This window comes from Enterobacter sp. N18-03635, assembly GCF_004006055.1.
In the GTDB taxonomy this organism is placed as follows: domain Bacteria; phylum Pseudomonadota; class Gammaproteobacteria; order Enterobacterales; family Enterobacteriaceae; genus Enterobacter; species Enterobacter vonholyi.
Genome location: NZ_CP034769.1, coordinates 4,331,723 through 4,347,206 on the forward strand (window position 1 = coordinate 4,331,723; position 15,484 = coordinate 4,347,206).

Below are 15,484 nucleotides of genomic sequence, written 5' to 3' on the forward strand. Positions count from 1 at the left end.
ACGGCTCCTTACTCGCGCCAGAATGTAGGGGTGAAGAGCACCAGCAGCGTAAAGACCTCAAGGCGACCAAACAGCATATTGGCGATGAGGATCCATTTCGCGACGGGGTTCATACTCGCAAAGTTATCCGCCACAACCCCCAGGCCAGGCCCGAGGTTATTCAATGTTGCCACCACGGACGCAAAGGCGGAGAAATCATCCACACCCGTCGCGATAATCGCCAGCATACTGACGATAAAGACCAGCGCATACGCCGAGAAGAATCCCCACACCGCTTCGAGGATACGTTCCGGCAGCGCGCGGTTCCCCAGCTTAATGCTGTAGACCGCGTTCGGGTGGACCAGGCGCTTCAGCTCACGGTTGCCCTGCTTAAACAGCAGCAGAATACGAATTACCTTCAGGCCACCGCCCGTGGACCCCGCACAACCCCCAATAAATGCAGAGCATAAAAGCAGCACCGGCAGGAACAGCGGCCAGCGCGCGATGCTGTCGGTGGTAAACCCGGCGGTCGTCGCCATCGATACCACCTGGAAGAACGCCTGATTAAGCGTGGTCAGCGCGGAGTTGTAGACATCATGGAACCACAGCACCAGGGTACAGATGATCACCAGCGTAAGCTGGACGCCAATGAACATGCGGAACTCAGGATCGCGCCAGTACACCTTCAGGCTGCGTCCGCTCAGTAAAGAGAAGTGCAGGCCGTAGTTACAGCCAGAGATCAGCAGGAAAATGGCAATGATAGTGTTAATCGTTGGGCTGTCGAAGTAGCCCACGCTGGCATCGTGGGTAGAGAACCCGCCAATGGCAATCGTCGCGAAACTGTGTCCGATGGCGTCGAAAGCAGGCATCCCGGCAAACCATAGCGCCAGCGCACAGGCTACCGTCAGCAAGACATAAATCAGCCACAGGGTTTTCGCCGTCTCGGCAATACGCGGGCGCATCTTGTTATCTTTCAGCGGCCCGGGCATTTCGGCGCGATAGAGCTGCATGCCACCAACGCCCAGAATAGGGAGAATAGCCACCGCCAGGACGATGATCCCCATACCGCCGAACCACTGCAGCATCTGGCGATAAAAGAGAATGGCGTGGGGTAGTGAATCCAGCCCGACCAGCGTCGTCGCCCCAGTGGTTGTTAAACCCGAGAACGATTCAAAAAAGGCATCCGTGATGCTCAGATTAGGCTGTTCAGAGAAGATAAAGGGCAGCGAACCGACGCTCCCCAGCACCGTCCAGAACAGGACCACAATCAAAAATCCTTCGCGAGATTTCAGTTCACCTTTCTGACGACGGTTTGGCCACCACAGCAGCGAGCCAATCGCCAGCGCGACAAAGAAGGTCTGGGTGAATGCCCGCCCCGCACCGTCCCGGTAGATAAGCGCCACCAGTCCTGGGAGAATCATCGTCCCGGAAAAGAGTATGACCAGCAGTCCAACGATTCGGGTTATGGCACGAAAATGCATCTCTGCCGCTTCCTTTGGTATTCAAAAAAGTGAGGTGGGGATTATTCTTCAATCGGCAGCAATTGCAACGAACCACGACTAAAATCAGCCAGTTTTGCTGAAAAAGCAGCCAGTTCCGCCTGAGGAAGCGCCACGCGTAATTGCACCATTGCCTGATATTCGCTGTGTGCGATGACACCATTAAACTGCCGCAGCAGCGCTTCAATACCCGATAGCTGGGCGTAATCGCATAATAAAGTATATTCGGTAAGCGGCGTTTTGCGGGTAGTGACCAGCATATTAAGCGCCTGCTGCACGCCCCCGCCATAGGCTTTTACCAGCCCACCGGTGCCTAACAAAATGCCGCCGTAGTAGCGCACCACCACGGCGGTTATTTCGCCCACGCCGCTGCCCATCAGCTGCGAAAGCATAGGCTTACCGGCCGTGCCCGCCGGTTCACCGTCGTCGGAAAACCCCAGCTGTTGTGAATCGTCCGGCGGCCCTGCTACCCACGCCACGCAGTGGTGGCGGGCGTCAGGATGCTCAGCCCGAACGGACTCGACAAACGCCTTTGCCGCCTCTACGCCGTCGGTATGCGCCAGCAGCGTAATAAAGCGGCTTTTCTTGATTTCCTCAACAAAGGTGACCGGTTCAGCCGGTATCAGCCAGCTTTCCATCAGGCCAGCTTCAGGTCTCGCGTCATGTTCTCGATACCGTTTTCATGAACCACAACGTTATCTTCGATGCGAATACCGCCAAACGGCTTCAGCGCGTCAATTTTTTCCCAGTTGAAGTGCTTGCTGAACTGGCCTTCACGCCACGGCGCCAGCAGGGATTCAATAAAGTAGATCCCCGGCTCAATCGTCAGCACCATACGCGGCTCCAGAATACGGGTGCAGCGCAGGTAAGGATATTTAGACGGTGCCGCCAGGTGCGTGCCGGTATCATCCTGCATAAAGCCCGCAACGTCGTGAACCTGCAGGCCCAGCGGGTGGCCGATACCGTGCGGCATGAATGGCCCGGTCAGATCGTTCTCGAGCATCGCCTCTTCGCTCATGTCTTTCACAATCTGGTGCTTACGCAGCAGTTTAGCAATGCGCTGATGGAACTGAATGTGGTAATCCACATAGCTGGTTCCCGCCTTCATGGTGCCAATAAGCGCCAGCTGTTCATCGTTCACGTCTTTAATAAGCTGCGCGAAATCGGTATCCGCATTCGCCGCCCAGGTACGGGTCAGATCGGCCGCGTAGCCGTTATATTCTGCCCCTGCGTCCAGCAGGAAGCTGCGCATTTCCGACGGAACATGATGATCCAGTTTGGTGTAGTGGAGTACAGACGCGTGCTCATTCAGCGCGACGATGTTGCTGTACGGCACGTCGGTATCACGGTGGCCTGTCGCGGTCAGATAAGCCTGATTGATGTCGAACTCGCTCATGCCGGACTGGAAGGCTTCATGCGCCGCACGGTGTCCATTTACCGCCGTTTTTTGCGCTTCACGCATGCAGTAAAGTTCGTAGTCGGTTTTATACGCGCGGTAATAGTGGAGGTAATCCAGCACCCCTTTCGGGTTGAGTTTGTCTGCCGCAATATCCAGGCCCAATGCACGCTCCGGAACAGGGCCAATATAAGCGATGTTGCCACGCGCGGCAGGCAGCTGGCTGCCAATGCCGTCCGCTTTTGGCAGCGCAATCACCTCAATTTCTTCCGTCCAGAAAGAGGTCGGCAGCGGCTCAACGTTGTGCCAGTAATCAACCGGCAGGTAGAACCACAGTTTCGGCTTGTTCACACCATCTACCAGCAGCCAGCAGTTGGGAACCTGCGTCACCGGCACCCAGGCCTTAAACTGTGGGTTCACCTTAAACGGATAAGCGTGGTCATCCAGAAAGGTATTCATTAGCTCGCCGGAGTGGATCAGCAGCGCATCCAGCTTAAAACGGGCCAGTACATCGCGGGTACGTTCCTGTAGGGTAACGATATGATTTTTATAAAGCGAAGCCAGTGAGTCCATCATTATTCCTTTCGTTTTTTGACCTCAAGTCATCGCATCTTAGCACACCTCACTCCGGCTGCGTGATTTCCACCGACCGTGATCAATGCAGCATTTTCTTAATGAGTAATTTGCATTTTATTAACATAAATCCCACACTCCGATTCATCTGGTATGACCAGATACAATTGCTGGATTCAGGAGACTGACATGCTCTACAAAGGCGACACCCTGTACCTCAACTGGCTGGAAGATGGCATTGCCGAACTGGTGTTCGATGCCCCCGGCTCAGTGAACAAGCTTGATACCGCGACGGTGGCCAGTCTTGGCCAGGCGCTGGATGTTCTTGAAAAACAACCTGAATTAAAAGGGCTGCTGCTGCGTTCGAACAAAGCGGCCTTTATCGTCGGTGCCGATATCACCGAGTTCCTTTCGCTGTTCCTGGTTCCGGAAGAACAGCTGAGCCAGTGGCTGCACTTTGCCAACAGCGTCTTTAATCGTCTGGAAGATCTGCCTGTCCCGACCATTTCCGCCGTTAACGGTTATGCGCTGGGCGGTGGCTGCGAATGCGTGCTGGCGACCGACTACCGCCTGGCGACGCCGGACCTGCGCATCGGCCTGCCGGAAACCAAGCTGGGCATCATGCCGGGCTTTGGCGGCTCCGTGCGTATGCCGCGCATGCTGGGTGCCGACAGCGCCCTGGAGATCATTGCCGCAGGTAAAGATGTCGGCGCCGAACAGGCGCAGAAAATTGGCCTGGTCGACGGCGTTGTAAAACCTGAGAAGCTGGTTGAAGGCGCACTCGCCATTCTGCGTCAGGCAATCAACGGCGATCTCGACTGGAGAGCCAAACGTCAGCCGAAGCTGGAACCGTTAAAACTCAGCAAGATTGAAGCCACCATGAGCTTCACTATCGCCAAAGGCATGGTGATGCAGACGGCGGGTAAACACTACCCGGCGCCGATCACGGCGGTGAAAACCATTGAAGCTGCTGCCCGCCTTGGTCGCGATGAAGCGCTGAAGCTCGAAAATCAGAGCTTTGTCCCGCTGGCGCACACCAATGAAGCTCGCGCGCTGGTCGGTATCTTCCTCAACGATCAGTTCGTAAAAGGGAAAGCCAAACAGCTGACTAAAAACGTTGAGACGCCAAAACATGCGGCAGTACTTGGCGCAGGCATTATGGGTGGCGGCATCGCTTACCAGTCCGCCTGGAAAGGCGTGCCGGTGGTGATGAAAGACATCAGCGAGAAATCCCTGACGCTGGGCATGACCGAAGCGGCCAAGCTGCTGAATAAACAGCTGGAACGCGGAAAAATTGACGGGCTGAAGCTCGCAGGCGTGATCTCCACCATCCAGCCCGTGCTGGAATACAGCGGTTTTGATCGTGTCGACGTGGTTGTCGAAGCCGTCGTCGAGAACCCGAAGGTCAAAAAAGCGGTGCTGGCGGAAACGGAAGATAAGGTTCGCCCGGATACCGTGCTGGCCTCTAACACCTCCACCATTCCAATCAGCGAACTGGCGAGCGTGCTGAAGCGTCCGGAAAACTTCTGCGGTATGCACTTCTTCAACCCGGTACATCGTATGCCGCTGGTCGAAGTGATCCGCGGGGAAAAAACCTCTGACGACACCATCGCCAAAGTAGTGGCGTGGGCCAGCAAGATGGGCAAAACCCCGATCGTTGTTAACGACTGCCCGGGCTTCTTCGTCAACCGCGTGCTGTTCCCTTACTTCGCCGGATTCAGCCAGCTGCTGCGCGACGGCGCGGACTTCCGCAAAATCGACAAAGTGATGGAAAAGCAGTTCGGCTGGCCGATGGGCCCGGCGTATCTGCTGGACGTTGTAGGCATTGATACCGCCCACCACGCCCAGGCGGTGATGGCGGCAGGCTTCCCGCAGCGCATGCAGAAAGACTATCGCGACGCCATTGACGCGCTGTTCGACGCTAACCGCTTCGGCCAGAAAAACGGTCTGGGCTTCTGGCGCTATAAAGAAGACAGCAAAGGCAAACCGAAGAAAGAAGAAGATGCCGCGGTGGATAGCCTGCTGGCCGATGTCAGTCAGCCGAAACGCGACTTCACCGACGATGAGATCATCGCCCGCATGATGATCCCGATGATCAACGAAGTGGTGCGCTGCCTCGAAGAAGGCATCATCGCCAGCCCGGCAGAAGCCGACATGGCGCTGGTTTACGGCCTGGGCTTCCCTCCGTTCCACGGCGGCGCGTTCCGCTGGCTGGACACGCTCGGCAGCGCTCGCTATCTCGATATGGCTCAGCAGTATCAGCACCTCGGCCCGCTTTATGAGGTGCCGGAAGGGCTGCGTAACAAAGCGCGCCATAACGAACCCTACTATCCTGCAGTTGAGCCAGCCCGTCCGGTTGGCGAGCTGAAAACGGCTTAAGGAGTCACAATGGAAAAGGTTGTCATTGTTGATGCGATTCGCACCCCGATGGGCCGTTCAAAAGGCGGCGCGTTCCGTAACGTGCGTGCGGAAGACCTCTCCGCGCACCTGATGCGTAGCCTGCTGGCGCGTAACCCGGCGCTGGATCCGGCTGCGCTGGACGATATCTACTGGGGCTGCGTGCAGCAGACCCTGGAGCAGGGCTTCAACATCGCCCGCAACGCGTCGCTGCTGGCGGAGATCCCGCATTCGGTTCCGGCCGTCACCGTCAACCGCCTGTGCGGTTCATCAATGCAGGCGCTGCACGACGCGGCACGCATGATCATGACCGGTGATGCGCAGGCCTGCCTGGTGGGCGGCGTCGAGCACATGGGGCACGTGCCGATGAGCCACGGGGTCGATTTCCACCCGGGGATGAGCCGCAACGTGGCGAAAGCCGCGGGGATGATGGGTCTCACCGCCGAGATGCTCTCCCGCCTGCACGGCATCAGCCGCGAAATGCAGGATGCCTTTGCCGCGCGCTCTCACGCTCGCGCCTGGGCCGCCACGCAGTCCGGCGCCTTTAAGAATGAGATCATCCCGACCGGCGGCCACGATGCAGACGGCGTTCTGAAGCAGTTCAGCTACGACGAAGTCATCCGCCCGGAAACCACCGTCGAAGCGCTTTCCACGCTGCGTCCGGCGTTTGACCCGGTCACCGGTACGGTCACAGCAGGGACCTCGTCGGCGCTGTCAGACGGTGCCGCCGCGATGCTGGTGATGAGCGAAAGCCGCGCCCGCGAGCTGGGTTTAACGCCTCGCGCTCGGGTACGCTCGATGGCGGTCGTGGGCTGCGATCCTTCAATCATGGGTTACGGCCCGGTTCCGGCTTCAAAGCTGGCGCTGAAAAAAGCGGGCTTAACCGCCAGCGACATCGATCTCTTTGAGATGAACGAAGCGTTTGCCGCGCAGATCCTGCCGTGCATTAAGGATCTGGGGCTGATGGAGCAGATCGACGAGAAGATTAACCTCAACGGCGGCGCGATCGCCCTCGGTCACCCGCTGGGCTGCTCCGGGGCGCGTATCAGCACGACGCTGATCAACCTGATGGAACGCAAAGATGCCCAGTTTGGTCTGGCAACGATGTGTATTGGGCTGGGTCAGGGTATCGCGACGGTGTTTGAGAGAGTGTGATAAAAAACCGGGTCGCAAATGCGACCCGGCAGAAGTTTAGTTGCCGTTCTTCCCGCCTGTCAGGGGCGGGCTTTTTACTTAAATGAAGGCAAACGCATCGCCAAACAGGCGGTCTTCACGCGCGTCACGTTCGTTACAGAACAGGTCACGGGCAATTTTCGCCATCTCAAAACGGCCAGCGATATAGATATCGTGTCCTGCCAGCGTGCCGTGATCCTGCAGCACCGCCGTCAGCACCGTCCCGCTACGCCCGCGCCAGCCCTCTTCCGGCTGCTCAACCACCGGCTCAATGCGCAGGTTAGGATGGGTGACGCTCAGCGCTTCCAGTTCAGACAGGTCATACAGGTGTTTCTCTTCACGGCCACCCCAGTAAATGGTGATGTCACGGTCCGGGTTACGCGCCAGGGCGGTTAACAGAATGGATCGCACGTAGGAGAAGCCTGTACCACCGGCAATCAGGATCAGCGGACGGTCTTCGTCATCGCGCAGCCACGCATCGCCGTGCGGAATATCCACCACGATTTCACGTTCCTTCAGGATCCGATCCATCACCGCCATTGCATACAGGTTAAGCTCTGACGCACCAATATGAAGCTCAATAAATTCCTGCTCCGCTGGCGTGGAGGCCATGGAGAAAGGACGCTTATCACGCTCATCCATCACAACCATCAGGTACTGACCCGCGCGGAAAGAGAATGGCGCTTCTGGCACTAAACGGACGCGATATACGGTGTCGGTGATGGCATCTACCGAGGTCACTTTACAGCTTAAGGTTGTCATTCGCTCTCTCTGTCGGGAAGTCTATAGGGCTTAACGGTCAGCTCAGGGTTTACCGTTATTCATTATGGCCAGCTCGTCCCAGATCGCGTCAATGCGCGCGGTCACAGCAGGATCTTTTTTGATCGGGCGACCCCATTCACGGTCGGTTTCGCCAGGCCATTTATTTGTGGCATCCAGTCCCATCTTTGAGCCAAGACCGGAAACCGGCGAGGCAAAATCCAGATAATCAATCGGCGTGTTTTCGACTAACACGGTATCGCGCGCCGGGTCCATTCGCGTGGTAATGGCCCAGATCACGTCATTCCAGTCGCGGGCGTTAACGTCATCATCGCAGACAATAACAAATTTGGTATACATAAACTGGCGCAAGAAAGACCACACACCCATCATCACGCGTTTCGCGTGACCAGGATACTGCTTCTTCATCGTGACCACCGCCATGCGATACGAGCATCCTTCAGGCGGCAGATAAAAATCAACAATTTCCGGGAACTGCTTTTGCAGAATCGGCACAAACACTTCGTTCAGCGCCACGCCCAGTACCGCGGGTTCATCCGGTGGACGCCCGGTATACGTGGAGTGATAAATCGCATCTTCACGCTGCGTAATGTGCGTTACGGTGAACACCGGGAAGTTATCCACTTCGTTGTAATAGCCGGTGTGGTCGCCGTAAGGGCCTTCTGGTGCCATGTCACCCGGTTCAATGTAACCTTCCAGCACAATTTCTGCACTGGCCGGGACTTCGAGATCGTTAGAGATACACTTCACAACTTCCGTTTTCGTCCCGCGCAGCAGGCCTGCAAAGGCATATTCCGAGAGCGTATCCGGTACGGGTGTGACGGCCCCCAGAATGGTGGCCGGATCGGCGCCCAGGGCGACAGATACCGGGAAACGTTCACCCGGGTGTGCAGCACACCACTCCTGAAAATCCAGCGCGCCGCCGCGATGCGACAGCCAGCGCATGATGAGCTTATTCTTGCCAATCAACTGCTGGCGGTAAATACCAAGATTCTGGCGTTCTTTGTGCGGGCCGCGCGTGACGGTCAGTCCCCAGGTGATCAGCGGCGCAGCATCTTCCGGCCAGCACTGCATGATAGGGATTTTAGTCAAATCAACCGCATCGCCTTCCAGCACCTTCTGCTGGCACGGCGCGCCGCGCAGGCGTTTGGTGGGCATGTTCAGCACCTGCTTAAACTGCGGCAGTTTGTCGAACAGATCGCGGAAGCCTTTCGGCGGCTCCGGCTCTTTCAGGAAGGCCAGCAGCTTACCGACTTCACGCAGCGCCGTGACGTCTTCCTGCCCCATCCCCAGTGCGACGCGACGCGGTGTACCAAACAGGTTGCACAGCACCGGCATTGAGTAACCTTTTGGATTTTCAAACAGTAATGCGGGGCCACCGGCACGCAGGGTGCGGTCAGCAATTTCTGTCATCTCCAGATAAGGATCAACAGGAAGTGTAATACGCTTGAGTTCACCCTGCTTTTCCAGCAGCGTCAGGAAGTCGCGGAGATCGTGGTATTTCATGCAGTTAATCATGGCCTCTCTGTAAGCGCTTCATTATACGGCGTAAGCCTGCTTGATGCTGTAATTTTGTTAAATAAGCGTGAACTTATGCGTTCTGTTCCATTTTCCCCCATTATAATCAACTTAGCGATCCCGCCAGGGTTTTGATATGCTTGCGCCCCGAACTAAGGGAAAGAGTGATTATGCAGGCCTGGTATTTACTGTATTGCAAACGCGGGCAACTTCAGCGCGCGCAGGAACATCTTGAACGTCAGTCTGTAAATTGCCTGACGCCCGTGATCACGCTTGAAAAAATGCAGCGCGGGAAGCGCACAACCGTCAGCGAGCCGTTGTTCCCGAACTACCTCTTCGTGGAATTCGACCCGGAAGTCATCCACACCACCACCATCAGCGCAACGCGCGGCGTCAGCCACTTCGTTCGTTTTGGTGCCCACCCGGCAACAGTTCCGTCGACGGTTATTCATCAGCTGTCGATATATCAACAGCCCGAAGGTCTCACCGACCCGGAAACACCCTATACGGGCGATAGCGTCGTGATTACCGAAGGGGCTTTCGAAGGCCTGCAGGCGATTTTTGCCGAGCCGGACGGGGAAGCGCGCTCTATGCTGTTGCTTAATCTGCTGAACAAGCAGGTGCTGCAGAGCGTTAAAAACACCGACTTCCGTAAACTTTAAACATTTATCCCGAACAGCTTACGCACGTTGTCATCCGTCTGTGCCGAAAGCCAGTGCGGATCGTCTCCGCGCCGCTTCGCGACGCTCTCAATAATGTGCCCCAGATAAGCGGGCTCATTTCGTCGCGATGCCGGTTTGGGTTTCATATCGCGCGGCAGCAGATAAGGTGCGTCCGTTTCAAGGAGCAACCGGTCAGCCGGGATCGCTGGCAACAGCTCCCGAAGCTCAAGCCCGCGGCGCTCATCGCAAACCCAGCCGGTAATCCCCAGATAAAGCCCACGCTCCAGGCATTCCAGCGCCTCCTGCCGTGAGCCGGTGAAGCAGTGCAGCACCGCGCCGGGCAGTTTCTCGAGCCACGGATCAAGCAGAGTCAGAAAACGCTCATGCGCGTCGCGGCAGTGCATAAATACGGGCATTTCAAGCTCTGCTGCTAGCGCAAGCTGGGCAGTGAATGCCTTTTCCTGCTCTTCAGGCGTGGAAAAGTTACGGTTGAAATCGAGGCCGCACTCGCCAATCGCCACCACTTCTGGTGTCTTTGCCAGCCTGCGTAGGGTGTCGCCACTTTCCGCGGTCCACTGGCTGCTGTCGTGAGGATGCACGCCAGCAGTAGACCAACAGCGATCGTAGCGTTGCGCCAGCTGCTGGGCCTGCTCGCTCTCATGCAGGTTGGTGCCCGTCAGCAGCAGCCCTTTCACCCCGGCGGCAAACGCACGCGCAACCACCTCATCACGATCTTTCGCAAACTGCGAGCTGGTCAGGTTGAGTCCGATATCAAACATGCAAATCCCCATATAACAACCGCCCTCACGGGCGGCTGGTTTTACTCTTCAGTGGTCTTGTCGGACGTATCGTCTTCGTCATCCGCTCGACGTCCTTTACCCACGTAGAAACGCGAGAAGAAAACGCCGACCTCAAACAGACAGTACATCGGTATGGCCAGCAGCGTCTGCGAGAACACATCCGGCGGCGTTAGCAGCATGCCGACCACGAAGGCGCCCACCAGAATATACGGACGCTTCTTACGCAGGTCATCCGGAGTCGTAACCCCTACCCAGCAAAGCAGTACAATGGCCACCGGCACTTCGAATGCCACGCCAAACGCCATAAAAAGCGCCATCACAAAGCTGAGGTAGCTGGCAATATCCGTCGACACCTGGACCCCTTCCGGCGCGGTATGCGTCAGGAAGCCGAAGGCCAGCGGGAAGACAACGAAATAGGCAAACGCCATGCCGATATAGAACAGCAGCGAGCTGGACACCAGCAGCGGGATAACCAGCTTGCGTTCGTGTTTATACAGCGCGGGCGCCACAAACGCCCATACCTGGTAAAGAATGACGGGCGCAGAGGCTATCAACGACACCCAGAAGGTCAGCTTGATGGGGGTAAAGAACGGAGAAGCCACATCCGTCGCAATCATCGTTGCGCCCAGCGGCATCTGCTTAATTAATGGTGCAGAGACAACCTGGTAGATATCGTTGGCGAAATAAACCAGGCATAGAAAAATAACGAAAACTGCAATAATGCAGTTTAACAGGCGCTTACGCAGCTCTATGAGGTGCGTAATCAGCGGTTGAGTATCATCTACTGCCATGTTTACGCTTTATCACTCGACGAGGGGGATGATTCGGAAACGGACGCAGCGGGCTTTACTTCCGCCGTTTTAGTTACCGGTTCTTCCGGCTGCGCCTGTTTTTTCACTTCGGTTTCCTGCGGCGTCTGTTCTGGCGCAGCAGCCTGATGTTCAGCGCTGGCAGGCGTTACGCCCTCGCGCTGCTCCTCGCTGCCCTTCACCACCGGGTTATGGATGGTGTTCGCTTCATCGCTCGCTTTTTCAGGATCGTTAATGCTGTAGGAGCGCTTCATGGATTCCGCCGCTTCACGCAGTTCATCCATTGAGGCTTTCAGTTCCGGCGTCAGATTATCCATGCTCGCCTTCTCGACCTTTTTGAGGCTTTCCTGAAATTCCTGCAGCTTAAGCTCCTGCGCCAGCTCATTCTGAACGGTCGATGCCAGCGATCTCAGCGCACGCACCCAGCCCGCAACGGTTTTCACCGCCACCGGCAGACGCTGCGGCCCCAGCACGATCAGGCCAATCACAAAGACCAGCAGCAGCTCACCAAAACCAATGTCAAACACGACTTATACCTGCTCTTTATCGTGGCGTTTGGCGTCTTCCTTTTTGGCTTCTTCTTGCTTGTCGGAGATGGATTTAGCAGTAAAGTCAGCGTCCTGGCTGGTTTTATCCTGCTTGCTCTCATCATCGCTCATCGCTTTCTTAAAGCCTTTGATAGACGCGCCCAGATCGGAACCAATAGAACCGAGCTTTTTGGTGCCAAACAGCAGCACGACGATGACGGCAATGATCAACAATTGCCAGATACTGATACCACCCATACATGTTCCTCAGGGATAGATGATTAATGAGTCAGGTCGCATTATACGTATGCGACCCATCGATGGCGACGCAAACTCAGCGCGTTTTTCGCCATCCGGCAAGCCAGACTACCACCCCGCCAGCCATCAGCCAGGCTGGCATCATCTGCCAGTCCGGACGGTTGATCAGCAGCAGCGTACCGCTCAACAGCAGCGTTGCGCCAATCCCAAAGAGATAGCGGGACTGTCCCTGGCGAACACGGCTGGACTGAAGCTCGCGGGCGATTTTATCCATGCTGTGCTGAAGGTTCTTGCTCTGACGCAAACTGTCATAAACCAGTTCGGGAATTTCAGGCATTTTTTCTATCCAGAACGGGCCCTTCTCTTTCAGCGAGCGCACCAGCGCCGGAATGCCAACCTGATCCTTAATCCAGGATTCAAGGAAAGGTTTCGCAGTCTTCCACAAGTCTAACTGAGGATAGAGCTGTCGGCCTACACCCTCAACGTAAAGTAATGTTTTCTGAAGTAAAACTAGCTGTGGCTGAACTTCCATATTAAACCGGCGAGCCGTGTTGAACAGGTTCAACAGTACGTGCCCAAAGGAGATTTCCGCCAGCGGTTTTTCAAAAATCGGTTCACAAACGGTCCGGATCGCAAACTCGAACTCTTCGACGTTAGTGTCCGGCGGAACCCAGCCGGAATCGACGTGCAGCTCGGCCACCTTACGGTAGTCGCGGTTGAAGAACGCGATGAAGTTCTCAGCCAGATACCGTTTATCTTCTTTGTTCAGCGACCCCACAATCCCGCAGTCGATACCGATATATTTCGGGTCCTCAGGGTGTTCGTAGCTCACAAAGATATTGCCCGGATGCATGTCCGCATGGAAAAAGCTGTCGCGGAATACCTGGGTAAAGAAGACCTGTACGCCACGTTCGGCCAGGAGCTTCATGTTTGTTCCCTGCTTCTCCAGGGCTACGACATCCGAAACCGGAATACCGTAGATACGCTCCATCACCATCATGTTCTGGCTGCAGTAGTCAGAATAGACTTCAGGTACATAGAGCATCGGGCTGTTTTCAAAGTTGCGGCGCAGCTGAATAGCGTTTGCCGATTCGCGCAGCAGGTTAAGCTCATCAATCAGCGTTTTTTCATATTCCCGCACCACTTCCAGTGGACGAAGGCGGCGCCCGTCCGGCAGCAAGCGTGGCACCCAGCGCGCCAGACGATAAATCAGCTTCATGTCCGCTTTGATGACTGGCAGGATGTCCGGACGAATAACTTTGATAACGACTTCTTTGCCGTTTTCTTTCAAACGCGCGGTGTGCACCTGCGCGATAGAGGCCGACGCCAGCGGCTGAATATCGAAATCGTCAAACCAGGTCTCAATGGGAATGTTGCCCATCGCCTCTTCAATTTGCTTTTTCGCGCGCGCACCGTCAAAGGGTGCGACGCGGTCCTGAAGCATTGCGAGTTCATCGGCAATGAGAGGCGGGAAGAGATCGCGGCGGGTCGAGAGCATCTGCCCGAATTTAATCCATACCGGACCGAGTTCCTGCAGCGCCAGGCGCAGACGCTCACCCAGCGGTTGACCTTTGTGGCGATTAGGCATCCAGAACAGCATTCGCCGCCATATGCGAAGCGGCAGCGTGATGCGCATTTTGGGAATAAGCTCGTCGAGCCCGTAGCTCAAAAAGGTGCGAATAATAAAATAGAGGCGCCGAATTTCACCAGGCGTCATTTGCCCTCCAGTTTTTCCAGCCGTTTGGTAAACGCATCAACCGCGCGTTCAACAGCAGCGGTTTCTTCCGCAAACCATGCAACTTCCAGTGGCCCGGGCGCCATTCGCCACTCCTCAGTCATCACTTCCGCCACATAGCGTTGTTGGCGCTGGAGGCTTTTACGCGCAAAGGAGGCGCCACCATGAAGGACTTTCCCGATGCCTTCGGCAGCAATGTCGCCGATAAAAGGCGCGAGCAGCTCTGCCGGATCGAACTCCGCCAGATCGGTGAGAGCAACGAAGTTCTGCACGACCTGAATGTCGCCTTCCACCTCCAGCTCACCGCTGCGGATAAGCGCCGTTAATTGCTGGCGATCGCGCAGTTTTGGCAGCACGCTCATGTGCGTGATGACCGAGCAGTCAGCTTCACCTTCCCACGCCCCCAGAACGTCAAGCTGGCGTTCGCTGAATACCAGCACAAGCGGCGTCGAGAACTCTTTTAAAACAATACGTAATATCTTCCCGTTTAGCCGCTGACGCGCTGCTTTCAGCGCCGGAGCACGATAGAGAAAGGCATTCAGTACGTTTTCGATACCTGCGGTGACTAAGGGCTTAAAGGGCACGGGACACCTCCACTCAGAACTTGTAACCGCGATGCAGCGCGACGACACCCGCCGTCAGGTTGAAATATTCAACGTTCTCAAATTCTGCATCCTGCATCATGGCTTTTAATGTGTCCTGATCCGGGTGCATACGGATAGATTCTGCCAGATAGCGGTAGCTTTCAGCGTCGTTAGCCACCAGCTCACCGATGCGCGGCAGCACGTGGAAGGAATAGGCGTCGTAGGCTTTGCTCAGCGGCTCAATAATCGGTTTGGAGAATTCAAGCACCAGCAGGCGTCCACCCGGCTTCAGCACGCGGTACATGGAGCGCAGCGCTTTTTCTTTATCGGTCACGTTACGCAGACCGAAGGAAATAGTGATGCAGTCAAAGGTATTGTCCGGGAACGGCAGCGCTTCGGCGTTTGCCTGCACATATTCCACATTCCCCACCACGCCGATGTTACGCAGCTTTTCGCGTCCCATTTTCAGCATGGAGTCATTAATATCGGCGAGAACAACGCGACCGGTTTCACCCACCAGACGAGAGAATTTCGCGGTTAAATCGCCCGTACCGCCAGCTAAATCCAGCACCGTTTGTCCGCGACGCACGCCGCTACAGTCAATGGTGAAGCGCTTCCACAAGCGATGAATGCCGAACGACATCAGGTCATTCATCACATCGTACTTCGCCGCCACGGAATGAAATACGTGGGCCACCATGTCAGCTTTCTGCGCTTTGGCGACAGTCTGAAAGCCAAAGTGCGTTGTGTCTTGTGAATCGTCAGCCATCTTAGAGCCTGCTTATCAGTAAAAT

General features: G+C 56.0%; 15 protein-coding genes. 3 read left to right on the forward strand and 12 right to left on the reverse strand.

Going from position 1 to position 15,484, the window contains the following annotated elements; translation table 11 throughout:
• Nucleotides 1-8: 8 nt before the first annotated feature.
• From trkH to pepQ, 3 genes are read right to left on the reverse strand one after another with little or no spacing between them, the layout of a single operon-like run.
• The gene (gene trkH, locus ELK40_RS21555) at nucleotides 9-1,460 is read right to left on the reverse strand and encodes a Trk system potassium transporter TrkH (RefSeq protein ID WP_023309600.1); all 1,452 of its coding nucleotides are present in this window, start codon (nucleotides 1,458-1,460) and stop codon (nucleotides 9-11) included.
• 41 nt (nucleotides 1,461-1,501) lie between these two features.
• Complete coding sequence (locus ELK40_RS21560) at nucleotides 1,502-2,116, reverse strand: IMPACT family protein (protein WP_024908007.1); 615 nt, start codon at nucleotides 2,114-2,116, stop codon at nucleotides 1,502-1,504.
• Nucleotides 2,116-3,447: a Xaa-Pro dipeptidase gene (gene pepQ / locus ELK40_RS21565; protein ID WP_127732856.1), complete on the reverse strand. Its 1,332-nt coding sequence runs from the start codon at nucleotides 3,445-3,447 to the stop codon at nucleotides 2,116-2,118. The genes ELK40_RS21560 and pepQ overlap by 1 nt, the downstream gene beginning before the upstream one ends.
• 189 nt (nucleotides 3,448-3,636) lie before the next feature.
• Here pepQ and fadB point away from each other — a divergent pair, with 189 nt between their 5' ends.
• On the forward strand, nucleotides 3,637-5,826 hold the full coding sequence (gene fadB / locus ELK40_RS21575; RefSeq protein WP_127732574.1) for a fatty acid oxidation complex subunit alpha FadB: 2,190 nt from the start codon (nucleotides 3,637-3,639) through the stop codon (nucleotides 5,824-5,826).
• Between the two features lie 9 nt (nucleotides 5,827-5,835).
• Nucleotides 5,836-6,999 carry an acetyl-CoA C-acyltransferase FadA gene (gene fadA, locus ELK40_RS21580; protein WP_008501515.1) on the forward strand — a complete coding sequence of 388 codons (1,164 nt, stop codon included), beginning with the start codon at nucleotides 5,836-5,838 and terminating at the stop codon, nucleotides 6,997-6,999.
• 78 nt (nucleotides 7,000-7,077) lie between these two features.
• Here the strand turns inward: fadA and fre are convergent, their stop codons facing one another.
• Both fre and ubiD read right to left on the reverse strand, forming a co-directional pair.
• A complete protein-coding gene (gene fre / locus ELK40_RS21585; protein ID WP_008501516.1) occupies nucleotides 7,078-7,779 on the reverse strand; it encodes an NAD(P)H-flavin reductase in 702 nt (233 codons plus the stop codon).
• A gap of 42 nt (nucleotides 7,780-7,821) precedes the next feature.
• Nucleotides 7,822-9,315, reverse strand: coding sequence for a 4-hydroxy-3-polyprenylbenzoate decarboxylase (gene ubiD / locus ELK40_RS21590; RefSeq protein ID WP_127732576.1), 1,494 nt, complete (start codon nucleotides 9,313-9,315; stop codon nucleotides 7,822-7,824).
• Between the two features lie 170 nt (nucleotides 9,316-9,485).
• Here ubiD and rfaH point away from each other — a divergent pair, with 170 nt between their 5' ends.
• On the forward strand, nucleotides 9,486-9,977 hold the full coding sequence (gene rfaH / locus ELK40_RS21595; RefSeq protein ID WP_111963548.1) for a transcription/translation regulatory transformer protein RfaH: 492 nt from the start codon (nucleotides 9,486-9,488) through the stop codon (nucleotides 9,975-9,977).
• Here rfaH and tatD read toward each other — a convergent pair.
• The 7 genes from tatD to ubiE form a co-directional block, all read right to left on the reverse strand.
• Complete coding sequence (gene tatD, locus ELK40_RS21600; RefSeq protein WP_127732578.1) at nucleotides 9,974-10,756, reverse strand: 3'-5' ssDNA/RNA exonuclease TatD; 783 nt, start codon at nucleotides 10,754-10,756, stop codon at nucleotides 9,974-9,976. The genes rfaH and tatD overlap by 4 nt on opposite strands.
• Before the next feature lie 41 nt (nucleotides 10,757-10,797).
• Complete coding sequence (tatC, locus tag ELK40_RS21605) at nucleotides 10,798-11,568, reverse strand: Sec-independent protein translocase subunit TatC (RefSeq protein ID WP_115877026.1); 771 nt, start codon at nucleotides 11,566-11,568, stop codon at nucleotides 10,798-10,800.
• A gap of 2 nt (nucleotides 11,569-11,570) precedes the next feature.
• Nucleotides 11,571-12,113 carry a Sec-independent protein translocase protein TatB gene (gene tatB, locus ELK40_RS21610; RefSeq protein ID WP_115877025.1) on the reverse strand — a complete coding sequence of 181 codons (543 nt, stop codon included), beginning with the start codon at nucleotides 12,111-12,113 and terminating at the stop codon, nucleotides 11,571-11,573.
• Nucleotides 12,114-12,116: 3 nt separating this feature from the next.
• Nucleotides 12,117-12,371, reverse strand: a complete 255-nt coding sequence (gene tatA, locus ELK40_RS21615) for a Sec-independent protein translocase subunit TatA (RefSeq protein ID WP_020882874.1) — start codon at nucleotides 12,369-12,371, stop codon at nucleotides 12,117-12,119.
• A 76-nt stretch (nucleotides 12,372-12,447) separates the two neighbouring features.
• Nucleotides 12,448-14,088, reverse strand: coding sequence for a ubiquinone biosynthesis regulatory protein kinase UbiB (gene ubiB, locus ELK40_RS21620; protein ID WP_115877024.1), 1,641 nt, complete (start codon nucleotides 14,086-14,088; stop codon nucleotides 12,448-12,450).
• Nucleotides 14,085-14,690 (reverse strand): ubiquinone biosynthesis protein UbiJ, encoded by a 606-nt coding sequence (gene ubiJ / locus ELK40_RS21625; RefSeq protein ID WP_111963543.1) that lies wholly within the window; start codon nucleotides 14,688-14,690, stop codon nucleotides 14,085-14,087. Before ubiJ ends, ubiB begins: the two co-directional genes overlap by 4 nt.
• A gap of 13 nt (nucleotides 14,691-14,703) precedes the next feature.
• Entirely contained in the window at nucleotides 14,704-15,459 is a 756-nt protein-coding gene (gene ubiE, locus ELK40_RS21630; RefSeq protein ID WP_023309612.1) for a bifunctional demethylmenaquinone methyltransferase/2-methoxy-6-polyprenyl-1,4-benzoquinol methylase UbiE, read from the reverse strand.
• Nucleotides 15,460-15,484 lie beyond the last annotated feature (25 nt).